The 24,248-nt window shown below is 69.7% G+C and carries 23 protein-coding genes; 11 read left to right on the forward strand and 12 right to left on the reverse strand.

Translation table 11 applies throughout. The features are described from left to right. Positions 1-8: 8 nt before the first annotated feature. Positions 9-98 carry a K(+)-transporting ATPase subunit F gene (gene kdpF / locus OG580_RS02125; protein ID WP_056647661.1) on the reverse strand — a complete coding sequence of 30 codons (90 nt, stop codon included), beginning with the start codon at positions 96-98 and terminating at the stop codon, positions 9-11. After that, positions 95-250: a hypothetical protein gene (locus tag OG580_RS02130; protein ID WP_267041922.1), complete on the reverse strand. Its 156-nt coding sequence runs from the start codon at positions 248-250 to the stop codon at positions 95-97. Before OG580_RS02130 ends, kdpF (OG580_RS02125) begins: the two co-directional genes overlap by 4 nt. Before the next feature lie 388 nt (positions 251-638). Between OG580_RS02130 and OG580_RS02135 the strand changes: the two genes are divergently transcribed. After that, on the forward strand, positions 639-842 hold the full coding sequence (locus OG580_RS02135) for a hypothetical protein (protein WP_231076035.1): 204 nt from the start codon (positions 639-641) through the stop codon (positions 840-842). A 192-nt stretch (positions 843-1,034) separates the two neighbouring features. Here the strand turns inward: OG580_RS02135 and OG580_RS02140 are convergent, their stop codons facing one another. Continuing rightward, the gene (locus OG580_RS02140; protein ID WP_267041923.1) at positions 1,035-1,769 is read right to left on the reverse strand and encodes a GbsR/MarR family transcriptional regulator; all 735 of its coding nucleotides are present in this window, start codon (positions 1,767-1,769) and stop codon (positions 1,035-1,037) included. A gap of 202 nt (positions 1,770-1,971) precedes the next feature. Here OG580_RS02140 and OG580_RS02145 point away from each other — a divergent pair, with 202 nt between their 5' ends. Beyond that, on the forward strand, positions 1,972-2,940 hold the full coding sequence (locus OG580_RS02145; protein WP_267041924.1) for an ATP-binding cassette domain-containing protein: 969 nt from the start codon (positions 1,972-1,974) through the stop codon (positions 2,938-2,940). Then, on the forward strand, positions 2,937-3,728 hold the full coding sequence (locus OG580_RS02150) for an ABC transporter permease (RefSeq protein WP_267041925.1): 792 nt from the start codon (positions 2,937-2,939) through the stop codon (positions 3,726-3,728). The genes OG580_RS02145 and OG580_RS02150 overlap by 4 nt, the downstream gene beginning before the upstream one ends. 329 nt (positions 3,729-4,057) lie before the next feature. Here OG580_RS02150 and OG580_RS02155 read toward each other — a convergent pair whose 3' ends face one another. From OG580_RS02155 to OG580_RS02165, 3 genes are all read right to left on the reverse strand, one after another. After that, a complete protein-coding gene (locus tag OG580_RS02155) occupies positions 4,058-6,604 on the reverse strand; it encodes an ATP-binding protein (protein ID WP_267047858.1) in 2,547 nt (848 codons plus the stop codon). Continuing rightward, positions 6,601-6,690, reverse strand: coding sequence for a K(+)-transporting ATPase subunit F (gene kdpF / locus OG580_RS02160; protein ID WP_267041926.1), 90 nt, complete (start codon positions 6,688-6,690; stop codon positions 6,601-6,603). The genes OG580_RS02155 and kdpF (OG580_RS02160) overlap by 4 nt, the downstream gene beginning before the upstream one ends. Positions 6,691-6,841: 151 nt before the next feature. Further along, entirely contained in the window at positions 6,842-8,074 is a 1,233-nt protein-coding gene (locus tag OG580_RS02165) for a hypothetical protein (protein WP_267041927.1), read from the reverse strand. A gap of 842 nt (positions 8,075-8,916) precedes the next feature. Here OG580_RS02165 and kdpB point away from each other — a divergent pair. The 3 genes from kdpB (at position 8,917) to OG580_RS02180 (ending at position 13,095) form a co-directional block, all read left to right on the forward strand. Further along, positions 8,917-11,049, forward strand: coding sequence for a potassium-transporting ATPase subunit KdpB (gene kdpB, locus OG580_RS02170; RefSeq protein WP_267041928.1), 2,133 nt, complete (start codon positions 8,917-8,919; stop codon positions 11,047-11,049). A gap of 262 nt (positions 11,050-11,311) precedes the next feature. Continuing rightward, positions 11,312-12,121: an SDR family NAD(P)-dependent oxidoreductase gene (locus OG580_RS02175; RefSeq protein ID WP_267041929.1), complete on the forward strand. Its 810-nt coding sequence runs from the start codon at positions 11,312-11,314 to the stop codon at positions 12,119-12,121. A gap of 194 nt (positions 12,122-12,315) precedes the next feature. Continuing rightward, the gene (locus tag OG580_RS02180) at positions 12,316-13,095 is read left to right on the forward strand and encodes a GNAT family N-acetyltransferase (RefSeq protein WP_267041930.1); all 780 of its coding nucleotides are present in this window, start codon (positions 12,316-12,318) and stop codon (positions 13,093-13,095) included. Positions 13,096-13,219: 124 nt separating this feature from the next. Here OG580_RS02180 and OG580_RS02185 read toward each other — a convergent pair whose 3' ends face one another. Next, positions 13,220-15,058 (reverse strand): APC family permease, encoded by a 1,839-nt coding sequence (locus tag OG580_RS02185; RefSeq protein ID WP_267041931.1) that lies wholly within the window; start codon positions 15,056-15,058, stop codon positions 13,220-13,222. 161 nt (positions 15,059-15,219) lie between these two features. Here OG580_RS02185 and OG580_RS02190 point away from each other — a divergent pair, with 161 nt between their 5' ends. The 4 genes from OG580_RS02190 (at position 15,220) to OG580_RS02205 (ending at position 18,704) form a co-directional block, all read left to right on the forward strand. Next, positions 15,220-15,402, forward strand: a complete 183-nt coding sequence (locus OG580_RS02190) for a hypothetical protein (protein ID WP_267041932.1) — start codon at positions 15,220-15,222, stop codon at positions 15,400-15,402. A gap of 203 nt (positions 15,403-15,605) precedes the next feature. Next, positions 15,606-17,561 carry an amino acid transporter gene (locus OG580_RS02195; protein WP_267041933.1) on the forward strand — a complete coding sequence of 652 codons (1,956 nt, stop codon included), beginning with the start codon at positions 15,606-15,608 and terminating at the stop codon, positions 17,559-17,561. 88 nt (positions 17,562-17,649) lie between these two features. Further along, positions 17,650-17,985 carry a helix-turn-helix transcriptional regulator gene (locus OG580_RS02200; RefSeq protein ID WP_267041934.1) on the forward strand — a complete coding sequence of 112 codons (336 nt, stop codon included), beginning with the start codon at positions 17,650-17,652 and terminating at the stop codon, positions 17,983-17,985. Next, positions 17,985-18,704, forward strand: coding sequence for a cation transporter (locus OG580_RS02205; protein WP_267041935.1), 720 nt, complete (start codon positions 17,985-17,987; stop codon positions 18,702-18,704). Before OG580_RS02200 ends, OG580_RS02205 begins: the two co-directional genes overlap by 1 nt. Before the next feature lie 151 nt (positions 18,705-18,855). On the opposite strand, the gene OG580_RS02210 is transcribed toward OG580_RS02205, so the two are convergent. From OG580_RS02210 to OG580_RS02230, 5 genes are all read right to left on the reverse strand, one after another. After that, the gene (locus tag OG580_RS02210) at positions 18,856-20,094 is read right to left on the reverse strand and encodes a serine hydrolase (protein ID WP_267041936.1); all 1,239 of its coding nucleotides are present in this window, start codon (positions 20,092-20,094) and stop codon (positions 18,856-18,858) included. A 145-nt stretch (positions 20,095-20,239) separates the two neighbouring features. Beyond that, entirely contained in the window at positions 20,240-20,629 is a 390-nt protein-coding gene (locus tag OG580_RS02215) for a DUF1048 domain-containing protein (RefSeq protein WP_267041937.1), read from the reverse strand. Between the two features lie 2 nt (positions 20,630-20,631). Next, the gene (locus tag OG580_RS02220; RefSeq protein ID WP_267041938.1) at positions 20,632-20,961 is read right to left on the reverse strand and encodes a PadR family transcriptional regulator; all 330 of its coding nucleotides are present in this window, start codon (positions 20,959-20,961) and stop codon (positions 20,632-20,634) included. Between the two features lie 420 nt (positions 20,962-21,381). Next, positions 21,382-22,197: an ABC transporter permease gene (locus tag OG580_RS02225; protein WP_267041939.1), complete on the reverse strand. Its 816-nt coding sequence runs from the start codon at positions 22,195-22,197 to the stop codon at positions 21,382-21,384. Then, positions 22,194-23,156 (reverse strand): ATP-binding cassette domain-containing protein, encoded by a 963-nt coding sequence (locus tag OG580_RS02230; protein WP_267041940.1) that lies wholly within the window; start codon positions 23,154-23,156, stop codon positions 22,194-22,196. The genes OG580_RS02225 and OG580_RS02230 overlap by 4 nt, the downstream gene beginning before the upstream one ends. 216 nt (positions 23,157-23,372) lie before the next feature. Between OG580_RS02230 and OG580_RS02235 the strand changes: the two genes are divergently transcribed. Beyond that, entirely contained in the window at positions 23,373-24,110 is a 738-nt protein-coding gene (locus OG580_RS02235) for a helix-turn-helix domain-containing protein (protein ID WP_267041941.1), read from the forward strand. The last annotated feature ends 138 nt before the right edge of the window (positions 24,111-24,248 follow it).

Consider the following 24,248-nt stretch of genomic DNA (forward strand, 5'->3'; position numbering starts at 1 on the left):
GTCGTGCCTCAGAACCTCTCCGGCTTGACGAGGGCGAGGACGAGATAGCCGAGGAGACCGGCGGCCACCAGCAGACCGATGATGTTTTCGGCACTCACAGCTTGGCCACCCCCTTGGCGATGAAGGCCACCAGCGCGAAGACCGCGACCGTGATGACGACGAAGGCCACGTCGGCCATCGTGAGCTCCCGGATGCAGGAAGAAGGAAGAACGGATTCTCGGACGAGACGAGAAAACCGCGTTTCAGCCAAGGAACGGCTCTCGTTAACGTCCCTCTTACGCCCCGCAGCGTGCTCTTGACGCGTCCCCTACGGCTTCATGGCTCCCGGCTCGGAACCAGGTCACTCCCCCGCCCCCTCGGCGCCCCGGAGGGTGCGGCTGTACCCCGGACATCAGCACGTCCAACCCCTGGCGGCTCGTCGCCATGACGACCCGGTCCCCGGCACGCAGTACCCTGCCGTGCACCGGCCGCCAGTCGAACCCGGGCATCCGGTCGAGGCGGAACCCTGCCAGGGTGTCCCCGGCTGGCGCCGGGGCACGGCCCCCGCCCCTACCGCGAGTACCCGCCACTCGTTCCCCCGGAACGCTTCGTGGACCGAGCGGCCCTCCAGCTCGGGGTGGCCGGCCACGTCGACGGCCGTGAAGAGCAGCGAACCGCGCTCGACCGGCATGACGCCCAGCACGTGGCGTCCCATCATCGCGGCGGCGAACGCCGGCGCCGCGAGGGCGGAGACGCTGCGGCTGCGGGTGAGCGCGCCGGGATACGAGGCGCGCATCGTGGCGGAGACCGTGGCGGCGAAGTCGTCGTCGTACAGCCGCACGACCACCGGATCGTCGGGTTGATCTCCCGGGCGGCCATCGCGATGTCGAGGTTCTCGCCGCGCGGGGCTCGTCGTGTTCGCGCAGCATGCGCATGACGGTGGCCGGGGCTGGGTGCTGGCCGCCCTTCTTGCCGGTTCGGATGACGAGGCGGGAGGCGATCTCGCGCAGCGAGAGGCGTTCGTCGTCGCGCATGCGCAGGGCGGCATGACCCGCTCAGTCGGTTTCGGATGTCTCTCGAGGGCGGGTGGAGTAGATCTTGTGCCAGTACTCGGCCGAGCGGACCAGGTCATCCATGACGTGGAGGAGGAACTGGCTCGTGTTGTGAAGTCGAGCGCCGGCGGGGGTGGTGGCGCCGAGTTTCCGGGCTCCGGTCGTGCAAGCCTCGGCGATCTGGGTCTGGTTGCGCGCGCTGGCCATGATCGATTGGAACACCACGTCGTCTTCGATGGCGTAGCGTTCGGCGCGACTGTGGGGGTCGCGTTCGCGTGTGACGAGTGCCTGGTTTTCCAGGTAGCCGATGGCCTTGGAGATGGAGGCGGGGCTGACGTGCAGGCGTCGCACGAGTTCCGCCGAGGTGAGGCTGCCGCTGTCGGTGGTGAAGAGCGCGGCGAGCACCTTGGCCATCATCGGCGGGAGCCCGGCCTGAACCATCAGTTCCACGCTCTGCGCGCCCACTTCGTCCACGAGCCGTGGATCGCGCCCGCCGAGGTCGACTCTTCCCGGTGAGGTTGTCGGCGCAGCGGTCCTGTCTTGACGCGCGTGTCGTGCGGCGGCTTGGTGGGCCGCCTCGGCGTGGTAACCGCGCGGCCCGCCGTTGCGCACCACCTCGCGGGTGACGGTCGAGGTCGGCCGCCCGATACGGCGGCCGATGGCGGCGTAGGTCAGCCCCTCGCGCAGTCCCGCGGTAATCTGCCGCCGGTCCTGGAGGGTGAGTCTGTCACCAGGCATCGAGTGTCCTCCGCTGTTGCCGTCGGAGCCAGCTAATGCAACGCAACCCGTTGCATTAGCTGCCATGCCTCATGCAACGATTTACCTCATCTACCTGGGAATATTCCGTTGCATCACGTTAACCTGATTAATGAGTTGATGTATGCAACGTAATTTTCACAGAGATGTGAAGGTCCGGAGCTCATCGACGGAAGCGAATCCCATGCCTACCGACCTCGTTCACGCCGCGCTCACGGCGGCCGCAGTACACAAGGCGTACGGCGACCACGTGGTGCTGAGCGGCATCGACCTCGACATCCCCGCAGGATCGGTCTTCGCGCTACTCGGCCCGAACGGCGCGGGCAAGACCACGATGGTGCAGATCCTGTCCACGCTCATCCGCGCCGACGCCGGGGAGATGCGGGTCGCCGGCCACGACGTGGTTCGGGATCCGGATGCGGTCCGTGCCGCGATCGGCGTCACCGGCCAGTTCTCCGCGGTCGACGGCTTCCTCACGGGCGAGGAGAACCTGCTGCTGATGGCCGACCTGCACCACCTTCCCCGCCGGGAACGACGGCAGTGCGTCACCGACCTGCTGGAGCGTTTCGACCTGGTGGACGCGGCCCGGAAGCCCGCGGCGACGTATTCCGGCGGGATGCGCCGCCGCCTGGACCTCGCGATGACGCTGGTCGGCCGACCCCGGGTGATCTTCCTCGACGAGCCGACCACCGGGCTGGACCCGCGCAGCAGGCAGACCATGTGGGAGATCATCCGCGGGCTGGTGACCGACGAAGGCGTCACGATCTTCCTCACCACCCAGTACCTCGACGAGGCCGACCAGCTCGCCGACCGGATCGCGGTGCTGCACCAGGGAAAGATCGTCGCCCAGGGCACGGCAGAGGAGCTCAAGCGGCAGGTGGGCGGCGGCCACGTCACGCCGCGTTTCGCCGATGCACGCGGCCACGACTGTGCGGCCCAGACCTTGGAGGTGGTGTCCCGCAACGATGAGGCTCTCACTCTGCAGGTCGCCAGCCAGGGCGACGTCCGGTCGTTGCGCGCACTCCTTGACTGGCTCGACCGCCACTCGATCGCCGTGAACGAACTCCAGGTCCACACCCCCGATCTCAACGACGTCTTCTTCGCGCTGACAGCCAACCCCGTCGCGGAAGCGGAACAGGAGCCCGCCCGATGAGCACCGCCACCCACGCGTTCACCGATTCGGCGACCATGCTTCGCCGCCAGTTGCGGCACATGCTGCGCTACCCGACGCTCACCCTCACCGCCGCCGGGGTCCCGGTGATCTTCCTGCTGCTGTTCGTCTACGTTCTCGGCGACATCCTCGGCAGCGGCCTCGGCGGGCCGTCGGGCGGCCGGGACACCTACGTGAACTACGTCGTCCCCGGCGTCATTCTGATGACCGCGGCCACCGCGGCCCAGGGCACGGCGATCTCGGTGGCCATGGACATGACCGAGGGCATCGTCGCCCGGTTCCGCACCATGGCCATCGCCAGGGTCTCGGTGCTCACCGGCCACGTACTGGGCAGCATGACCCAGACCCTGCTGAGCATGACCGTCGTCACCGGCGTCGCACTCCTGGTGGGCTTCGAGCCCACCGCGGACTTCGGCGAATGGCTCGGCGCGATCGGCATGCTCGTGCTCATCATCTTCGCGCTCACCTGGCTGTCGGTCGCGCTGGCCATCATGGCCAAGAGCGTCGCGGCCGCGAGCAACATGCTGACGCCATTGATGATCCTGCCGATGATGGGCAGCGGATTCGTCCCCACCGAATCGATGCCCGCCGGGCTCAAATGGTTCGCCGGCTACCAGCCGTTCACCCCCTTCATCGAGACCCTGCGCGGACTGCTGATGGGCACCCCGATCGGCAACAACGCGATTCTCACCATCGGCTGGTGCGCCCTGATCACCCTGGGCGGCTACCTGTGGGCCAAGAAGCTCTACAACCGCGAGCCCACCCCGTGAGCGGCTTAGTCGCCGGTTTTTGGACCACTTAGCCAGCCGAGACGAGTCCCCTTGGATACATGTGCGGGTGCTCCGGCTGTTGCCGGTGACCAGCGGCAGTCTCCGGTCTGCACGCCGACGCGACCGTCCCTTGTGGTCACGGTGAGCTGCACGACCGGCGTCATGCAGGCGGTAGGCACGAGGTCCGGCACCGCTGGCCCGGCATGCGCAGCACCCTTGCTCGCCACCAGGTCCCAGTCGCCGTCTACCAGCTTCCAGTTCGCCAACGGCTCTCTGGCGACCACTCTTGCTGCACGTGCTCCCCTTTGCCGCCGAACCTTGACCGCGCGTCATCGATCACCCGTTCCATGACCGTCTGCCGTCTCAGACGCGCAGGGCAGCGAGACGACCATGGTCAGTCCGCCGCCCGGGGTGTCCTCCGGGGTCAGCGTGCCGGACATGGCCTCGGTGAGGCCGCGAGCGAGGGCCAGGCCGAGGCCGACGCCCGTGGTGTTGTCCGTATCGCCCAGGCGCTGGAACGGCTCGAAGACCCGCTCCCGGTCACTCGGAGGGAGTCCGGGACCGCGGTCGACGACCCTCAGTTCCACCCGGCCGGCGAGGGCGCTCACGGTGAGCAGGACGGGGTGGGCGGTTGGGGCGTAGCGACTGGCGTTGCCCACCAGGTTGGCGATCACGCGTTCGAGTAGCGGTGGATCGGCGAAGACCGGCGGAGCCTGCTCGAAGCCGTGCAGGACGGGTCGGGGTGCGTCGGAGGGCAGGGTGTCGAGAGCGGCGGACAGGACTTCTTCCAGGGCCGTGGGGCGGAGTGAGAGGTTCAGGGCGCCCGCCTGGAGGCGGCTCATGTCGAGGAGGTTCTCGATGAGCCGGGCCAGTCGGGCCATGGCCTCGTCGGCGGTGGCGAGGAGTTCGTCGCGCTCGTCCGGGGTGAACTCGACGTCGGTGCTGCGCAGGGATGCGACGGCGGCCCAGCCGGCGGCGAGGGGGGTGCGCAGGTCGTGGCTGACGGCGGCGAGAAGGGCCGTACGCATCCGGTCGGCGGCCCGTACGGGCTCCACCTCGGCGGCGGCCTCGGCAAGCCGGGCGTGCTCGGCGGCCGCGGTGACGTGGGCGGCGAAGGCGGCGAGGACGCGGCGGTCCGAGGACGGCAGGGTCCGGCCGCGCAGGACGAGGAAGTGGCTGTCACCGACGGCGACCTGGCTGACGGCCGGCTCGCCCGCATGGGCTGCGGGAAGCTGTGCGGCCGGTACGAGTTCGGCGGACTCGGCGCCGAAGATCTCCCGGGTACGGGCGAGCAGATCGGACACCGTGTGGTCACCGCGTACCACCGACCCGGCGAGCGAGGAGAGGGTCTCGGCCTCGGCAGCGGCCCGGGCCGCGCGCCGGGACAGGCGCAGGGACCGGTCGACGGCGCCGGCCATGACGGCGGCGACGAGGACGAACACCGCGAGGGCGAGCATGTTGTCCGCGTCGGCGAAGGTGAAGGCGCCCACGGGTGGGATGAACCAGTAGTTGAGCAGGAGTGATGCGGTGACGGCGGCGACGAGCGCCGAAACGACCCCGCCGAGGCAGGCGACGCCGACGACGGTGACGAGGAACAGGAGCGCCTCGCTGGTCAGGTTGAACACGCCCCGCGTGTGGTCGAGGAGCACGGTGAGCAGGACCGGCAGGACGAGCCCGGCGAGCGGCCCGGCAACACGGCGCGAGACCGGCAGCGTATGGCGGCGGGAGGGCAGCAGTCGGCCGTGTCCCGCACGCTCGTGGGTGACCGTGTGGACGTCGATGTCGCCGGAGAGCGCGACGGTCGTCTCACCGATCCCCCGGCCCGTCAGGAAACGTTCGAGACGGCCGCGCCGACTGGTGCCGAGGATCAGCTGGGTGGCGTTCTCGGCCCGGGCGAACTCCACGAGGGCCGTGGGGACGTCGTCCCCGACGACGGTGTGGAAGGTGCCGCCGAGGCTCTCCGCGAGCTGCCGCTGACGGGCGAGGGCCGCGGACGAGGTGCCCGTCGCGAGGCCGTCGCTGCGGACGACGTGCACGGCGAGCAGCCGGCCCTGCGCGGTCCGGGCGGCGATGCGGCTCGCGCGCCGGATCAGGGTGTCGCCCTCGGGCCCGCCGGTGAGGGCGACGACGATCCGCTCGCGTATCTCCCACACGCCCCCGATGCCGCGCTCGGAACGGTACTTCCGCAGGGCCTCGTCGACCCGGTCGGCCACCCACAGGAGGGCCAGTTCTCGCAGCGCGATGAGGTTGCCCGTACGGAAGTAGCTGGCGAGGGCCGCATCGACGTCCTCGGGCGGGTGGATGTTGCCGTGGGCCATCCGGCGCCGCAGCTCCTGCGGATCCATGTCCACGAGCTCGATCTGGTCGGCACGGCGGACGACCGCGTCGGGCACTGTCTCGTCCTGCGGCACCCCGGTGATCTTCTCGACGACGTCGCTGAGCGACTCCAGGTGCTGGACGTTGACCGTGGTGACGACGTCGATGCCGGCCGCCAGCAGCTCCTCGACGTCCTGCCAGCGGTGGGCGTTGCGGTGGCCCGGCGCGTTGGTGCGGGCGAGGTCGTCGACGAGTATCAGGGCAGGTCTGCGACGCAGGGCCCGGTCGAGGTCCAGGTCGAGGTCGGAGCGGACACGGGCGTCAACGACGGCGCGGGACGGCACCAAGGCCTCCAGGCCGGCGAGCATCGCCTCGGTGTGCGGGCGGCGGTGGCAGTCGACGACGCCGACGACCACGTCGGCGCCGCGTGCGGCTCGGCGTCGGCCCTCGTCCAGCATCCGGTAGGTCTTTCCGACACCGGTGGCGGCACCGACAAAGACCTTGAGCCGCCCCGGACTGATCTCCGGGTCGGCGGACTCCGACGGTGCGGCACGGTTCAGAACTTCTCCGGACGGATCAGCGCGGCCACGAGATAGCCGACGAGGCAGACGGCGACGATCAGTCCGACGATCTTCTCCACGCTCACGAGCAACTCACTCCCTGGTGATTCCCGACGGGTGTCCTGCTGCGAGGAAACCCGGTGCGCGGCGCACGTACGAGCACCTTGACGGGTCCCTTGCGCCGTCCCAGCGGATGCTGACGGCGTCTTGTCGGATCCCTTGCGCGGAGCCGCTCGGTCACCGGAATTCGGCGAGGCGCGGTCGCAGCCCAGGACGGCCAGGACGGCGGCGGCGAGGAGGCAGGCCCGCCCAGGGCAGCCGCCCGGTGAGCGTGTCCCTGCCGTCGGCGGCGGCCGCGTCGAAGGCCCTGCTGTTGATGGCCGTGACCTCGTCGCGGGCTTTCATCCACGCGCCGAAATGGGCGTTGGACTTCCCCGGTTCCCAGCTGATGCAGAACGAGACGGCCTCCCGCTCCCTGCCGGCGGCGACCAGGGAGCGAATGGTGCGGTCGTCCCTCTGGTAGGCCGCGTACGCCTCGATGGTCCGCTCGGCGGCGGCCCGCTCACCGGGGAAGGTGATGTTGTCCAGATCCCGCCGGAACTCGCCGGTGAACCGCTTGTCCTCGTGGTCCTCCTGGTACGCCTTCCAGGTCTCGCCGAGCCGTGGCTCGTACGAGGGAAGGTCGGCACCCGTCATCCCGTACAGGCTCTGCGACTTGCCCAGGAACGCCGCCTCCTGGGCAACACGGCGGGCCCGGTCAAGGAGGTAGCGGCTCTCGTCGGCGTTGGCGTCGTAGGCGATCGCGCGAGCACGGGAGAGCGCGACGACCGAGTCGAAGGCGTCGCGGCGGGCCACCCTGAGCTGCTCGGAGGTGGCGGTGAGTGCCTGGGATCCGAGGAAGACGGCGAGGAGGGCGCAGGCGGTGGCAGCGACCAGGCCCGGGGTGAGGACGCGGCGGAAGCGGCGCGCGAGGTACCCCTGGAGCAGGGCGAGTACGGCGAGCACGGTGAGACCGAGGGCCAGGAGCAGGGGCACTTGTATGCCGAGGTCGGATCGTTCGGCCTCGTAGGCGTCCTCAAACTGACGGTTGGTGCCGTCGACGAGACTGCGGGCCTCGGGCAGCAACCGCTGGGTGAGCAGATCGTTGGCCGTGCGGTAGTTCTCGACGGCGTCCGGTTTGCCGCCGGTGCGGGTGTCGCTCTCCAGGGCGCGTCCGATGAACTCCTGGTACCGGGCGAAGTCGCCGGTGAGGCGTTCGACGGTGCGCTCGGCCCCGGCGTCGCCGTCCGCTGCCACGCCGAGGGTACGCAGGTCACGGCTGACGGCCTCGCGTGCCTCGTCGTACAGCTGGATGGCCTCGTCGTATGGGACGGTCATCCGGCCCTTGCCCGCGTCGCCGTTGGCGAGGAGGGAGTCGACGGCCTGGGCGTCCATGTCGTTGAGGGCGAGGTTGAGACCGGCGGCGCTCACGGTGCGCGGGGGCGTGCTGTCCGGTGACGGCGTCCCAGGTGTCGGAGGCGGCGAGTCCGGCCGTGATCATCAACCCGACGCAGGCTGCCGTGAGCAGCAGGATCGCCGTACGCACACGCAGCCGGGCGGGCAGCGTGCCCCACGAGCGGCGGCGCAGGGCCCGAAGGCGACTCCTCACGCGTTCGGGGGCGTTGCCGGCGGGGCTGGCGGACGGGCCGTCCGGGCCGCGACCCCCTCGTTGTCGCGGACCGGGACGGCCCACCGGTCGTCCAACCGTCGTGGGTGTGGTGGTGACGGTCCGGGCCGTCACGTCCGGACCGTGCGCGCTACCGGCAGTGGTGGCCACGCATCCCTCCCACCTCACACCTCGGACGGTTGTCCGATCCCCCGTGGTGAGGAGTCTGCGGTCGGTTCCGGCCACCGCCCGACGGCGTTGACGTGGCCCTGACGCTCCTTCGGTCCGATTTGACGTGGCCTTGACGGCGGCGGCCAACAGCCGTCAGAGAGGCGTCAATTCGGGTGTTCTGATGCGACTTCCGTCTCGTGGTGGGCCTAGCTTTCTTCTCGGTCGCTCACCGGCCGAGGACGTCAGTGGCCTGATCGTCCCGGACCGCGGGGGCGCGGCAGCCCACACCCATCCGGCCGCCGCGCCTCCGCTCCATGAGCGTCGCTGTCCGTCCGCAGCCACCCCGTGGGCGCCGGGAATTCCCCGTGCGCCCACGGGGCGCGGACGAGGACGGCCCGTGCTCTCCCGGCCTGCGCCGATCGGGCTGCCGGGCTTCATCAGAAGGTCTTCCGCGATGCATTCCCGCGCGCCCCAGCAGGCGCCTTCCGCTCCACCCATGTCGGCTCCGCCGTCCGCTCCGCCGCGCAACCCGGCCCCCGGGCCGAAGCGGCGGCGCTCCGCACGGAGCAGTGGCCTGCTCGATCCCGTACAGCTGGTGAAGTGTTTCCCCGAGGCCGTGCGCAAGCTGCATCCGCGGACTCTGGTGCGCAATCCCGTGCTGTTCGTCGTCGGGGTCGGTTCGGTGCTCACGACGCTGTCGGCGGTCTTCGACCCGTCCGTGTTCACCTGGGTGATCAGCGTCTGGCTGTGGCTGACGGTGATCTTCGCGAACCTCGCCGAGGCGGTGGCGGAGGGCCGCGGCAAGGCCCAGGCCGAGTCGCTGCGCCGGGCGCGTACGGACACGGTGGCGCTGCGGCTGCGCCACTGGCGGTACGGGACGGACCTCGACCGGGCGGAGACGGAGGCCGTCGCCGCCACCGACCTGAGGCTCTTCGACTTCGTGCTCGTCGAGGCGGGCGAGCTGATCCCGGCAGACGGTGACGTCGTCGACGGGGTCGCGGCGGTCGACGAGTCAGCCGTCACCGGAGAGTCCGCGCCCGTCATCCGTGAGTCCGGCGGCGACCGGACGGGAGTGACGGGCGGGACGACGGTCCTGTCGGACCGGATCGTCGTACGGGTCACCTCCCGCCCGGGCCACTCCTTCATGGACCGGATGATCGCCCTCGTCGAGGGTGCGTCCCGGCAGAAGACGCCGAACGAGATCGCGCTGCACATCCTGCTCGCCGCGCTCACCGTCGTCTTCGTCCTGGTGGTCGTCGCGATCCAGCCGATGGCCTCGTTCGCCGGCGCCGTCCCGTCCACCACCGTCCTCGTGGCCCTGCTCGTGACCCTGATCCCGACGACCATCGGCGCGCTGCTCTCGGCGATCGGCATCGCGGGTATGGACCGGCTCGTGCAGCGCAACGTCCTCGCCATGTCGGGGCGCGCGGTCGAGGCGGCGGGGGACATCACCACCCTGCTCCTCGACAAGACGGGGACCATCACCCTGGGGAACCGGGAAGCCGCCGACTTCGTGCCCCTGCCGGGGGTCGAGGAGGCGCAGCTCGCGAACGCCGCGCAGCTGGCCTCACTCGCCGACGAGACCCCGGAGGGCCGGTCCGTGGTGGTCCTGGCCAAGGTGCGGTACGGGCTGCGGGCTCCCGCCGAGGGCGAGTTGGCGAATGCCCGGTTCGTGGAGTTCAGCGCGCAGACCCGGATGAGCGGCGTCGACCTGCGCTGGGGCAACGGCGCCGCCTGCCACCTCCGCAAGGGCGCGACGGCGCAGGTCATCGCCTGGGTCGAGATGTACGGGGGCAAGGTGCCGGGCGAGGCGCGCGCCTGGAGCGACCAGATCTCGGGCGCCGGAGGCACCCCGCTCCTGGTGGCCGTCAACGACTGGGACGGGCCCCGGGTCCTCGGGATCGTCCACCTCAAGGACGTGGTGAAGGACGGCATCAAGGAGCGGTTCGCGGAACTGCGCCGGATGGGCATCCGTACGGTGATGATCACTGGCGACAACCCGCTGACCGCGCGCGCCATCGCCCACGAGGCCGGTGTCGACGACTACCTGGCCGAGGCGACCCCCGAGGACAAGCTCGCCCTCATCAAGAAGGAGCAAGAGGGGGGCAAGCTCGTCGCGATGACCGGCGACGGGACGAATGACGCCCCCGCGCTCGCGCAGGCCGACGTGGGCGTGGCGATGAACACGGGCACGTCGGCCGCGAAGGAGGCCGGCAACATGGTCGACCTCGACTCCAATCCGACCAAGCTCATCGAGATCGTCGAGATCGGCAAGCAACTCCTCATCACCCGAGGCGCCTTGACGACCTTCTCGATCACGAACGACGTGGCGAAGTACTTCGCCATCATCCCGGCCATGTTCACGGGCGCGTACCCGGGGCTCGAAGCACTGAACATCATGGGGCTGCACAGCCCCACGTCGGCGATCACCTCGGCCATCATCTTCAACGCCCTGATCATCGTGACGCTGATCCCCCTCGCGCTGCGCGGCGTCCGCTACCGGCCCGCCTCCGCGCACGACCTGCTGCGCCGCAATCTCCTGGTGTACGGCCTCGGCGGACTCGTCCTGCCCTTCCTCGGCATCAAGGTCATCGACCTGCTCGTCTCCACCGTCCCCGGCCTCGGGTGAACCTTCATCAGTAGGGCGTCAGGGAACCGTCGTTCGCCTTGTCCGAGACCTCCGGCGCGGGTTCGATGGGAACCATGAACAGCGCGTGGCTCCTGACCGACCGGCCGCCCCATCGGGCGCCCCGTCGTGAGCCCCGCTGTCCGGAGACGTCCGCCCGCCGCTGACGTACCTCCGCATCACCCCGGGGCGTCGTGACATCCCTTGTCCGGCGCCCCTTCTTCGTACCCGTACACACCTTTCACTCCCGAGGGACCGACCAGTCATGTCCGTATCCGATCTTTCCTCCCGCACCGTCCTGGTGACCGGCGCCACCTCCGGCATCGGCTACCAGACCGCGCGGCTCCTCGCCGAACGCGGCACGACGGTGCTCGTCCACGGCCGCACGGCCGAGGAGGCGCACGCCGCCACCGACCGGCTCGTCACCCTCGCCGACGTCGACGCGTCCCGACTGCGCGCGTTCGGCGCGGACTTCACCCGCCTGGAAGAGGTCGAGCAGCTCGCCGCCCGGATCCTCGCCGAACACCCGCACCTCGACGTCCTCGTCAACAACGCGGGCATGGCGGCGCCCGAGCGGCACACCGTCACGGCCGACGGCAACGAGATCGCGTTCCAGGTCAACTTCCTCGCGCACTACCTGCTCACCCACCTACTCGAACCGGCGCTGACCACCGGCCCCGGCGGCCGGGTCGTCAACGTCTCGTCCTCGCTGCACCGCACCGGCTCCATCGCGTGGAACGACCCCAACCGCGTGCGCCGCTACTCCCGTCTCGCCGCCTACGCCCAGTCGCAGCTCGCTCTGACGGTCTTCGCGGCCGACCCGCGCGTCACCGCCGTCTCCGTCCACCCCGGCATCTGCGCCACCAGCCTCCTCCCCCTGTACGCCCACGAGGGCGTCGCACCGGCCGAGGGCGCCGCGCACGTCGTGCGGCTCTGCGACCCGGCCGTCGAGATCGTCAACGGCGCCTACTACGACCGCGACCACCGGGTCGCCCCCGCGCCCGCCGCCTCCGAGGCCCGCACCGTCAAGCGCCTCACCAAGCTCGCCGACCTCCTCGTCGGCCAGAGCGCCTGACCGGCCCCGAAAGGACGACTCCTCATGTCGAAGCGCGCTCGTAAGCGGCGGGACCGCCGCAAGAAGAAGGCGAACCACGGCCGCAAGGCCGGACAGCGCTGACTCAAGGGGGGCGGCCCGCATCCGGGCCGCCTCCCTTCCCTTTCAGGCCGCTCCCCTTTCCCCTTCCCATACTTCCCGTACCAGGAGGTCCTGTGATCCCGCACCCGTCCCACCAGCCCCCCGCCTCCGTCCGCGCGTTCCTCTCCGGTGCCCCCGGTACGGCGGCTCTCGCCGAGCACGTCCTCGCCACGGGACACGGACGGTGGTGGACCGACCGGGCCGACCGTCCGCGCGTGGTGGCGGTCTCGTGCGGCGACCATGCCCTCCTGGCCGGCGATCCCACCGCCGTGACCCCGGCGGAGCTGGCCCCACTCGCCGGGCACTACATCGACACGGCCGACCGCTTCCTGCCCACCCTCGGCGCCGCCTTCGAGCAGCTCGTACCGTGGGAGCGGATGCTCTACATCCACCGCGCCGAGGCCCTCGCGCCCCGCGTCCCCCGGGACGTGACCGTCCGGCGCCTGAACCCCGAGGACGCCCCTGCGCTCGCCGCGCTCGACCCGTCCATGGCCTGGATCCACGGGAGTTGGGAAGGGCCTACCGCCCTCGCCGCATCGGGCGCCGGCTGGTTGGCGGTGCGCAAGGGCCGGGTCATCGCCGTGGCGTGCAGCCGGTACATCGGCAGCCGCTACGAGGACGTCGCCTGCGCCACCTCGCCCGACGAACGCCGCCAGCACCTCGCCCTGGCCTGTGTCTCCGGGCTGACCGCCGACATCGCGGCGCGCGGCCGGCTCGCCAGCTGGTCCTGCTCCCGCGACAACCGCCCCAGCCGCCTCCTCGCCTGGACTGCGGGCTTCCGACTGGCCCACGAATACGTCCACCACATCGCCGGCCCCGTCAGCCACGCGTCACGATTGGCCGAGGCGGCATAGACACCCATCAGGCCGACGACCAGGAGCAGGATGGCGCCACGTCAAGCCTCCGCCCGGTGCGGCGTGGGCGGCACCGGGCGGAGGGGTATGTGACGGATCTCTGACGGCCAGGAGCGGGAAGCGGTCAGCAGCGGAAGCGAAGCCGGCAAACGACGGCGTTCGTGTCGCGGCGGACGGCATGGGCGACGACCGCCCCCCGCTGGTTCTGCAGTGCGCGCTGCCACAGGTGCTCGGGCTCGGCCTCCGGGATGAGAACGGTGACCCGGGTCCCCGGTTCGGTCGTCCCCAGGTCACGTATGTAGGCGGTGATGGGCCGGCCGAGAGAGCGGCGCTCGGCAGCGAGCCGTACGAGGGGGACGCCTGGGTTCCACAGGGCCCAGTCGCGCTCCAGCGCCTCGGTGGCGGCCAGGTCTTCGGGGTCCGTGTGGCAGACCGTGAGGGCGCGGACCTCGTCGCCGAGGGAGACAGCGGCGGTGAGGGCCTCGCTGGTGAGCCGGGTCAGGGAGGATACGGGCACGAGGACCAGGGAGCGTTCCCGATGCGGAGGCTCGGGGATCCGGCCGACGCCGAGGCGCTCGCCGATCCGCCCGTACGCTCGGTGCACCGCCTCGAAGACGAGGACGAGGACCGGCAGGGCGATCACGATCAGCCAGGCGCCGTCGTGGAACTTGGTGGCGGTGACGACCACGGCGGAGACACCGGTGAGGATGGCGCCGAGACCGTTGAGCAGGGCCTTCGCCGCCCAGCGGGGGCCGCGTTCGCGGCGCCAGTGCAGGACCATGCCGGTCTGGGCGATGGTGAGGCCGACGAAGACGCCGATCGCGAAGAGCGGGACGAGAGTGTTGGTGTCGCCGCCGGAGAAGACCAGCAGGGCGGCGGAGACGACGGCGAGCCCGACGACGCCGTGCCGGTGCACCTGGCGGTCGGCCTTGAGGCCGAAGACGTGCGGCAGGTAGTTGTCGCGGGCGAGCAGCTTCAGCAGGACGGGCAGCCCGCCGAAGGAGGTGTTCGCGGAGAGCGCCAGTAGCACCATGGTCGCGAACTGGATGACGTAGAAGGCCCAGTTGTGGCCGAGGGAGGCGTCGGCAAGCTGGGCGAGGACGGTGACGCCCTCGACCGGCTGGAGGCCGAAGCGGGAGATCAGTACAGACAGGCCGATCAGCATCACGCCGAGGAGCGCGCCGAGTGCGACCTCCGCGCGCATCGCCCGCTTGGCGGCGGGGGCGCGGAAGGACGGCACGGCGTTGGCGATGGCCTCGACTCCCGTGAGGGCGGAGCAGCCGGAGGCGAACGCCTTCAGCAGGAGCAGCGCGCCGACGGTGGTGGCGTTGTCCGCGAGGACGGAGGCGTGACCGGCGGACGCGGCCGTGGAGACCGGGCCGTCGCGGAAGAGACCGACGACGATCATGACCAGGATCGCGCCGATGAAGACGGCTGTCGGGACGATGAACGCACGCGCCGAGTCGACGATGCCTCGCAGGTTCACCGCCGTGATCAGCACGAGAACCGCCAGGCATATCCACAGCCGGTCGCCATACAGCTCAGGGAAGGCGGAGGTCAGGGCGGCGACGCCGGCGGTGACGGCCACGGCGACGTTCAGGACATAGTCCAGGACGAGCGAGCCCGCGGCGACCAGGCTGGTGCGACGACCGAGGTGCGTCTTGGCCACCGCGTAGGAACCGCCGCCGTCCGGGAAGGCGGCGATGACCTGCCGGTACGAGGCCACGAGGACGGCCAGCAGGCCCGCGATGGCCAGAGTGACCGGGAGCGTGAAGCCGAGCCCGTAACCGCCGGCCGTCGCGAGGACCAGGACGATCGCTTCGGGGCCGTACGCCACGGAGGCCATCGCGTCGAGCGAGAGCGCGGCGAGGCCGGTGACGGCCGTCAGCTTGTGGCGTACGCCGGTGTCCGGGGGCTCCTCGGCGACGGGCGTGGCACCGTTCTCGGTGGTCAGAGCGGACATACGGGTGGTCTCCTTCGTACTCAGGTCCGCTCAGGGTGTGCCCCGGCCAGCGGGCTCCCCGCTGTTCCTGGCGCGTTCTTGCCGCCCGGTGGTGCTCTCTTCACACCTTCTTGACGCGAGCGTTCAGGAACAATGGGCGCCCACGGGGCTACGGTCATGACATGAACCGGAACAGCGTGCGGATGTCCGCCGACAGCCGTATGCGACGCATGTCGCTGTCGCTCGCCGCCGCGGCGCTGCCCGTCAGCGTCCTCGGAGTCGCCTACGACACCATGTGGCTGCTCGGCGTAGGAGCCTGGTTCCTCATCGCGGCCGTCCTGATCGAGCTCGTCTACCGCCCGTGATCCAGACGCGCGTCAGTGCCTTCCGGTCTCACAGAGCACCGGCGCCCTTGGTGGGTGGGCACCAGGGATGAGCCCGACCGGTGCATCTTGACGCTTTCCTGACGTGCCCGCCCCGATCGGTCGTTGGCGCGTTGTTTACGCTGGCCCGGCCCGTCCGCACGACGGGCGGAACCCCTCATCCAGCACAGCTCAGGAGTACCCCCATGGCCACCACACCGGACGCGCGCACCGGACGACTGCGCGCGTGGATGCTGGAGGGCCTCTCCGACATGGGGAAGGGCAAACCCTCCCGGCCCAGGGAGGCGGCGCCGGACGCCGGACACAAGGGGCAGCGCTGGTGGCGGGTGATGTGCCTGACGGGCGTCGACTACTTCTCGACCCTCGGCTACCAGCCCGGCATCGCCGCCCTGGCCGCCGGGCTCCTCTCACCCATCGCGACGATCGTGCTCGTGATCGTCACCCTGGCCGGTGCCCTGCCCGTCTACCGGCGGGTGGCGGAGGAGAGCCCGCGCGGTGAGGGCTCGATCGCGATGCTGTCCCGGCTGCTGTCCTTCTGGAAGGGCAAGCTGTTCGTCCTCACCCTCCTCGGCTTCGCCGCGACCGACTTCCTCATCACCATCACTCTGTCCGCGGCGGACGCCTCCACTCACCTGGTGGAGAACCCGCACCTGTCCGAAGCCCTGCACGACAAGCAGGTCGTGATCACGATGGTGCTCATCGCGCTGCTCGGCGCGGTGTTCCTCAAGGGCTTCCTCGAAGCCATCGGCGTCGCCGTCGCCCTCGTCGGGCTGTACCTCGCGCTCAACGCGGTCGTCGTGGTCACCGGCCTCTGGCACGTCCTCACCGAGGGCCACGTCGTCACCGACTGGACCGCGGCCCTGACAGCGGAACACGGCAACGTCTTCGCCATGATCGGCGTCGCCCTGCTCGTCTTCCCCAAGCTCGCGCTCGGCCTGTCCGGCTTCGAGACCGGCGTCGCCGTCATGCCGCACGTCCAGGGCGACCCCGGCGACACCGAGGAGAAGCCCACCGGCCGTATCCGGGACACGAAGAAGCTGCTGACGACGGCCGCGCTGATCATGAGCGTCTTCCTGATCACCACGAGCTTCATCACCACCGTCCTCATCCCCCACGAGGAGTTCGAGTCCGGCGGCGACGCCAACGGCCGCGCGCTCGCCTACCTCGCCCACGAGTACCTCGGCAACACCTTCGGCACCATCTACGACGTCTCCACCATCGCCATCCTGTGGTTCGCCGGCGCATCGGCCATGGCCGGTCTGCTCAACCTGATGCCCCGCTATCTGCCCAAGTACGGCATGGCCCCGCACTGGGCCCGCGCCGTGCGCCCCATGGTCATCGTCTTCACCCTGGTGGCCTTCCTGGTCACCTGGATCTTCGACGCCGACGTCGACGCCCAGGGCGGCGCGTACGCGACCGGTGTCCTCGTCCTGATCTGCTCGGCCGCCATCGCCGTGACGATCGCCGCGCGCAAGGCCGGCCAGCGCGGCTGGACGATCGGCTTCGGCGTGATCTCGGCCGTGTTCCTCTACACCACTGTCGTCAACGTCATCGAGCGGCCGGACGGCGTGAAGATCGGTGCCTGCTTCATCGCCGGCATCATCCTCATCTCCCTCCTTTCCCGCCTCGGCCGCGCCTTCGAGCTGCGCGTCACCCACGTCGACCTCGACGAGATGGCCGAGCGTTTCATCCAGGACATCTCCCGCCGGACGCCGCGCTTCATCGCCAACGAGCCGGACAACCGGGACATCGCCGAGTACCGCGACAAGATCGAGCAGATCCGCGCCGACAATGACCTCCCCACCACCGAGGACTTCGTCTTCGTCGAGGTCACCGTCACCGACCCCTCCGAGTTCGAGGCCGGCCTGACCGTCCGCGGAGAGGTCCTGCACGACCGCTACCGCGTCCTGACGGTGGAGAGCTCCTCCGTCCCCAACGCCCTGGCCGCCCTCCTCCTCCACGCCCGCGACCTCACCGGCGTCCGCCCCCACGTCTACTTCGAGTGGACCGAGGGCAACCCCTTCGCCAATTTCCTCCGTTTCTTCCTCCTCGGCCAGGGCGAGGTCGCCCCCGTCACACGCGAGGTCCTGCGCGAGGCGGAACCGGACCGGGACCGCCGCCCCCGCGTCCACGTCGGCTGAAGGATGGACGCGGGCAGGCGGCGGCCCGCGCACCGGACAACAACTATCCACGATTCCCTGAATTCAGGAATCGATGTACTGTCATGGGGTGCTGACCGCCGCCTCTGACATCGACGTGCTGGCCCGATTCGGCCGCGCGCTCGCCGACCCGATCCGCTGCCGGATCCTGCTCGCCCTGCGCCAGGATCCGGCCTACCCCGCCGACCTCGCCGACGCCCTGGAGATCTCCCGTACCAGGCTCTCCAACCACCTGGCCTGCCTGCGGGACTGCGGCCTGGTCGTCACCGTGCCGGACGGGCGTCGCACTCGCTACGAGCTCGCCGACGCACGCATCGGCCACGCCCTGGACCATCTTCTCGCCGCCGTTGTCGCGGTCGAGTCGGACAAGACCTGCCCGGACGCCGCCACGGAGGGCTGCTGCTGATGGCCGCGATACCCCTCGGGCCGTCCCCGGCCCGCCGCGACGTGCTCGCCAAGCGCATACGGCTGCTGGTCGCCGCCACGATCACCTACAACGTCATCGAGGTCGCCGTCGCGATCACCGCCGGCACGATCGCCTCCTCCACCGCCCTGATCGGCTTCGGCCTCGACTCCGTCATCGAGGTGTCCTCCGCTACCGCGGTCGCCTGGCAGTTCTCCGCCCGCGACCACGCCGCCCGCGAAGCCCGGGAGAGGACCACCCTGCGGATCATCGCGGTCTCCTTCCTCGCCCTCGCCGCCTACGTGAGCGTCGACGCCGTCCGGGCCCTTCTCGGCACCGGCGAGGCCGACCGTTCCATCCCCGGCATCGTCATCGCCGCCCTGTCCCTGGCGATCATGCCGTTCCTCTCCGCCGCCCAGCGCAAGGCGGGCCACGAACTCGGCTCCGCCTCCGCGGTCGCGGACTCCAAGCAGACCCTGTTGTGCACGTACCTCTCGGCCGTCCTTCTGGTCGGTCTGGTCCTCAACGCCACTCTCGGCTGGTCCTGGGCCGACCCCATCGCCGCCCTCGTGATCGCCGCCATCGCGGTCAAGGAAGGCCGCGACGCCTGGCAGGGCAAAGGCTGCTGCGCACCCGCCGCCCACACCCCGACCTCTGTTGAGCCAGCCGTCGTCGATACGGATCCATGTGGCTGCAAGCCCGGCTGCGACTGCTGCTCGTGATCACCGCCCGCCCTTGATCGGCACTGTTCTCGTATGGCTACCGCCAGGTGGTGTGTGGCGCTGAGGAACTACTCGAGGGTGCGGTCGCGCTGCTGGGCCCGGCCGAGGTCTTCTGCCGAACCGACCTCGACCAGGCAGGCAGGCAGGCAGGTCAGTCGTCGATCGCCTGGTAGAGGGTGGTCCAGAAATCCTGCATGGCCCGCGCCGAGTCCGGGGTGGACATCCCGGTCTGGGTGAGCAGGATGCCGACGAGCTGGTTGTCCGGGTCGGCGTAGGTCGTGGTGCCGGCTCCGCCGTCCCAGCCGAACTGGCCGATGGGCGCGTAGTCACCTCGGTAGGTGCGCACCGTCATCCCGAAGCCCCAGCCGCCGGTCTGCCCCTGGCCGTGTGACAGATGGACGACGCTGCGCGCCCAGGCCTGAAGGGCGGCCGTCTGCTCGGGCGTGAGACGGTTGGTGGTCATCAGCTCGACGGCCGGCCGGGACAGGATCCGCTCGGTGCCGTGCATCCCGTGGTTGAGCAGCATCCGGAAGTAGGCGTGGTAGTCGTCGACGGTCGAGTCGAGTCCGCCGCCGCTGGACTGGAACGCCGGAGGCTTGCTGTGGTGCCCCCCTTCAGCCGGGTCCTCCACGATGAACTCGCCGGTCTGCGGATCGGGGGCGTACAGGGGCGACAGCCGGTGAATCTTGTCGGCGGGCACGTGGAACCCGGTGTCCTTCATCCCCAGCGGATCGAAGATGCGCTCGCGCAGGAACGACTCGAACGACCGGCCGGTGACCCTGGCCACCAGCACCCCGAGCACGTCGTCGCTGACGTTGTACAGCCACCGCTCTCCTGGTTGGTACATCAGCGGAAGCGTGCCCAGGCGGCGCATCCACTCATCCGGCTCCACCGCCGGCAGCATCCACCCGTTCTCGCCGTAGACCTTCCGCTCGAAGTACGCGCTCATCATCGGGGAGCCCATCGCCGTGGTGTCCAGTCCGAGCCCGCACGTGGAGGTGAGCAGGTCCCGCACGGTGATCGGACGCCGCGCCGGGAGGGTGTCGTCCAGCGGACTGTCGGGCTGCTTGAGCACCCGCCGGTCGGCCAGTTCCGGCAGCCACTGATCTATCGGGTCGTCAAGTCGCAGCCGGCACTCGTCCAGCAGGACCATGGTCGCGGCGACCGCGACCGGCTTGGTCGTCGAGGCCATCCGGAAGATGGTGTCCCGGCGCATCGGTGCGCCGCCGTCATGGCGCATCGTCCCGATCGCTTCGACATGGGTCTCCTCTCCCCGGCCGACCAGGGCGACGAGCCCGGGGATCTTCCTGGACTCCACATGCCGTTCCAGTACCTCGCGCAGGCGGCGCAGCCCTGCTTCGGATAGGCCGTTGTTGCTGTTTCCCCTCACGAATCTCCTTGCACGCGTTGGTCGGTCTCGACGGTGCCGCAGGCATGCGGCGAGCGGCGGCCGGCCGGGCATGGACCCGCGGCCGCGTGGTGCAGACGGGCGATGAACGTGACGCTCGGCCCCCGAGGGATGCGCTGAGACGTGATCAGACCGTCGCGTCTTCTGTGCCGGTCTCGTTGCCGGCCGCGCGCTCGACGTCGTCGGTCAGCTGCTTCCGGGCACGGGCGGGGACGTAGCCACCCTCGGAGTAGTTCCGAGCGAACGCGTCGACGAACTCCACCGGGTCCTCTCCGACGATCGCGCGGATCGGCGTTCCGTCCACCATCGCCTGCTCGAACAGGTCGGCGAGGTCTTCGAACATCGCCGCGTTGCTGTCGCCGTCGGTCGGCACGAAGTGCATCAGGTACCGCTCGATCGCTTCGAGCGCCGTGCGGTAGTTCTCGGGAAGCTCCTTGGCACGCGCCTTGTACGCCCTCCAGCGCTTCTTGGGCCCGATCATCTTCGCGATGAACCCGGTCTTCTCACCCTCGGACATGGTCACTTACCCCCTTCGCGGAGCTGTTCCAGTCGTTCCGTGAGGAAGCTCCATGTCCTCCAGAACTCTTCGAGGTACTCCCGCCCGCGCGCGTTGAGGGAGTGCACCTTGCGTGGCGGCCCCTTCTCGGAGGGGACCTTCTCCACGTCGACGAGACCGCGCTTCTCGATCCTGAGGAGCAGCGCGTAGATGGTCCCTTCGGCAATATCGGAGAAACCCTGTTCTCGCAGCCGCGCCGTGATCTCGTAGCCGTAGGCCGGCCGGCCGGCCAGGGACGCGAGGATGATGCCCTCCAGCGTGCCCTTGAGCATCTCCGTCTCAAGTTTGGTCATGGAACACCTCCTTCCTGAGCTATTCAGCGTTGTTGAGTACCGGTATACAGTAACGCTGACTACCAGTACTTAGCAAGACAGAATAGTGAGGCCCTCGGTTCAGCACCTGCGACTCCCGCGGTAGACCTGCCGCTTCGGGCGCCGCGCATAGCCCGGCGGGCACGATCGTGGGGGTACCGCGGTCTCCATCGACGGCCTCCTTCGGGCGGCCTGGGGGAATGCGGCTACCGAGGGCTCACCGTCGACCACTCCGGGTCGGGCGCTGGATCCGACTCGGAGAGAATCCGTGCCCTCCAGCGCCGGGGCTCCTGGCTGAACTTCTGACGATTCAGCTTGAGCAGCCGTGCACGTTGACGGTCGCCTCGTCGGTGAGCATGCCGAGGAGTTCGTGCAGACCATGGGCTGACGCGACGAAGCCACTCACTTGGTGGGCTCGCGATCGTAGAGCTTCTTGGCCCATAGGTAACTGCCCAGCGTGATCAGGGCGCACCAACCGGTGCTCATGATTGCGCTGTTGTCGGTCGGGGTACCCATCAGCAGCCCGCGCAGGGTCTCGATGAACGGGGTGAACGGCTGGTAATCGGCGAACCATTTCAGCCCGGCCGGCATCGAGTCGGTGGGGACGAACCCGCTGCCCATCATGGGCAGGATCATCAGCGGCGTCAGCATGTTGCTCGCGGTGGCGACGCTCTTGGCGACCATGGCCAGTGCGACCGACAGCCAGGCGAGCGCGAGGATGATCATGACGAGAACACCGATCGCGCCGAGCCATTCGCCGAAGTCCGCGGTCGGCTCGAATCCCACCAGCAGCGCGACGCCGATGACGGCAGCGATGCTCAGCAGGGTCTGGATCAGGCTGCCCAACACATGGCCGGTGAGCACCGAGACCCGGGCGATGGCCATGGTGCGGAACCGGGCGACGATGCCCTCGGTCATGTCGATGGCCACCGAGATCGCCGTGCCCTGGGCCGCGGTCGCGACAGTCATCAGGATGACGCCGGGGACGACGTAGGCGACGTAGGCGTCCCGGCCGCCCGACGGCCCGCCAAGGCCGCTGCCGAGGATGCCGCCGAGGACGTAGACGAACAGCAGCAGGAAGACCACCGGAACGCCGGCGGCCGTCAGGATGAGCGTCGGATAACGCAGCATGTGCCGCAACTGGCGGCGCAACATGGTCGCCGAGTCGGCAAAGGCGTGGGAAACGGTGGTGGAGACGCTGCTGGAAACGGTACTCATCGGGCGGGCTCCTGTTCCGTGACCGGGTTGCCCGTCAGGGCGAAGAAGACGTCATCGAGGTCAGGGGTGTGGACCTGCAGTTCCTCCACGGGCAGCGAGGCGTGGTCGAGCCAGTCCAGCAGCGCGCGCAACGACCGGACATCGCCCTGGCTGGGGATCTGCAGGGTGCATGTCTCATCGTCGCGGGACACCACGTCCAGCGTCCGGGCCGCCTGGTCGTAGCCGCGCGGGTCGGCGAACCGCAGGGTGATGTGGCCGCCGCCGACCTGCCGCTTGAGCTCCTCCGGCGAGCCGTCCGCGACCAGCTTTCCCTGGTGCAGCACCGCGATCCGGTCAGCGAGCCGGTCGGCCTCCTCGAGGTACTGAGTGGTGAGGAAGATCGTTACGCCCTCATCGGTCACCAGCCCGCGGATGATCTCCCACATGGTCCGCCTGCTGCGCGGGTCCAGCCCGGTGGTCGGCTCGTCGAGGAAGATCACACGGGGTCGGCCGACCAGCGTCATCGCAAGGTCCAGGCGGCGGCGCATCCCGCCGGAATACGTCGCCGCGGGCTTCCGGGCCGCGTCCACCAGATCGAACCGCGCCAGCAGGTCCGCGGCACGCCGCCGCCGTTCCGTGCGGGGCAGGCGGTTCAGGTCGGCCATCAACAGCAGGTTCTCCTCGCCCGTGAGGAAGCCGTCCACCGCCGAGAACTGGCCGGTGACGCCGATCGCGGCACGGACCGCATCCGGATGCCGGACCACGTCCTGGCCCGCGACCCGCATGTCGCCGGCGTCGGCGCGGATGAGCGTGGACAGGATCTGCACCACGGTGGTCTTGCCGGCGCCGTTCGGGCCGAGCAACGCGAAGACAGATCCCGCAGGGATACCGAGGTCGATGCCGTCGAGCACCACATGGTCTCCGTACGCCTTGCGTACCGCAGTCGCCGCGACCGCAAGGTGACCTGGATCCGTAGTCATGACTTCACTCCCGTTGGTGAGATCCGGCGCTACACGAACACCTTTACATCTCAGCGAAAGTTACGTTGCATGCACAAACTCGTCAATCACATTCACGTAATGCAACGGCATAGCTGCAGGTAAGAGCGGCCAAATCATTGCATCACCTCTGTCGACTAATGCAACGCCGTTGCGTTGCATTAAGCTGGCCTCGACGCCGACAGCGGAGGACACGCGATGCCTGGTGACAGACTCACCCTCCAGGACCGACAGCGGATCGACGCGGGGCTGCGCGAGGAGTTGACCTACGCCGCCATCGGCCGCCGCATCGGCCGGCCGACCTCCACCGTCACCCGCGAAGTGATGCGCAACGGCGGACCGCGCAGCTATCACGCCGAGGCGGCCCACCGAGCCGGCACACAACACGCGCGCCGGCAGAACAGCACTCCGCCGACACCGTCACCAGGCAGGGCCCACCTCGGCGGGCGCGATCCACGACTCGTGGACGAGGTGGACGCGCAGAGCATGGAACTGATGATTCAGGCCGGGCTCCCGCAGATGATGGCCAGGGTGCTCGCCGCGCTCTTCACCACCGACAGCGGCAGCCTCACCTCCGCGGAACTCGTGCAGCGCCTGCACGTCAGTCCCGCCTCCATCTCCAAGGCCGTCGGCTACCTGGAAAACCAGGCACTCATCAAGCGTGAACGCGACCCCCACAGCCGCGCCGAACGCTACGCCATCGACGACGACGTAGCGTTCGAGTCCATCATGGCCGGCGTGCGCGCCCAGACCGAGATCGCCGAAGCGTGCAAGATCGCAGCCCGGAGGCTGGGCCCCACCACCCCCGCCGGAGCCCGCCTGGAGAACACGAGCCAGTTCCTCCTCCACGTCATCGACGATCTGGCCCGCTCGGCCCAGCACTGGCACAAGGTCTACCCCACCCATCCTCGGAAGACGTCCGAAACCGACGCCTGAACCGATCACGTTGGCCGCAGAGGGCGGTAAATCCGATCTTCCTCGGTGTGGCGTTGATCCGGCCGATGATCACGGCCTGGAAGCAGGACCGGGTGGCGCGGTCGGCGACCGGAAATCCCGGGCCCGAGGCGGGCGGGC

Origin of the sequence: Streptomyces sp. NBC_00094 (assembly GCF_026343125.1) — a bacterium.
In the GTDB taxonomy this organism is placed as follows: domain Bacteria; phylum Actinomycetota; class Actinomycetes; order Streptomycetales; family Streptomycetaceae; genus Streptomyces.

Bases quoted from the DNA above. Each gene is read 5' to 3' on its own strand.
- OG580_RS02150 (WP_267041925.1), top strand. From the start codon at position 2,937: ATGAGCACCGCCACCCACGCGTTCACCGATTCGGCGACCATGCTTCGC.
- OG580_RS02185 (WP_267041931.1), bottom strand. From the start codon at position 15,058: ATGTCCGCTCTGACCACCGAGAACGGTGCCACGCCCGTCGCCGAGGAG.
- OG580_RS02230 (WP_267041940.1), bottom strand. From the start codon at position 23,156: ATGACTACGGATCCAGGTCACCTTGCGGTCGCGGCGACTGCGGTACGC.
- OG580_RS02140 (WP_267041923.1), bottom strand. From the start codon at position 1,769: ATGCCTGGTGACAGACTCACCCTCCAGGACCGGCGGCAGATTACCGCG.
- OG580_RS02205 (WP_267041935.1), top strand. From the start codon at position 17,985: ATGGCCGCGATACCCCTCGGGCCGTCCCCGGCCCGCCGCGACGTGCTC.
- OG580_RS02175 (WP_267041929.1), top strand. From the start codon at position 11,312: ATGTCCGTATCCGATCTTTCCTCCCGCACCGTCCTGGTGACCGGCGCC.
- OG580_RS02235 (WP_267041941.1), top strand. From the start codon at position 23,373: ATGCCTGGTGACAGACTCACCCTCCAGGACCGACAGCGGATCGACGCG.
- OG580_RS02215 (WP_267041937.1), bottom strand. From the start codon at position 20,629: ATGTCCGAGGGTGAGAAGACCGGGTTCATCGCGAAGATGATCGGGCCC.
- OG580_RS02225 (WP_267041939.1), bottom strand. From the start codon at position 22,197: ATGAGTACCGTTTCCAGCAGCGTCTCCACCACCGTTTCCCACGCCTTT.
- OG580_RS02220 (WP_267041938.1), bottom strand. From the start codon at position 20,961: ATGACCAAACTTGAGACGGAGATGCTCAAGGGCACGCTGGAGGGCATC.
- OG580_RS02190 (WP_267041932.1), top strand. From the start codon at position 15,220: ATGAACCGGAACAGCGTGCGGATGTCCGCCGACAGCCGTATGCGACGC.
- kdpB (WP_267041928.1), top strand. From the start codon at position 8,917: ATGTCGGCTCCGCCGTCCGCTCCGCCGCGCAACCCGGCCCCCGGGCCG.
- OG580_RS02145 (WP_267041924.1), top strand. From the start codon at position 1,972: ATGCCTACCGACCTCGTTCACGCCGCGCTCACGGCGGCCGCAGTACAC.
- OG580_RS02195 (WP_267041933.1), top strand. From the start codon at position 15,606: ATGGCCACCACACCGGACGCGCGCACCGGACGACTGCGCGCGTGGATG.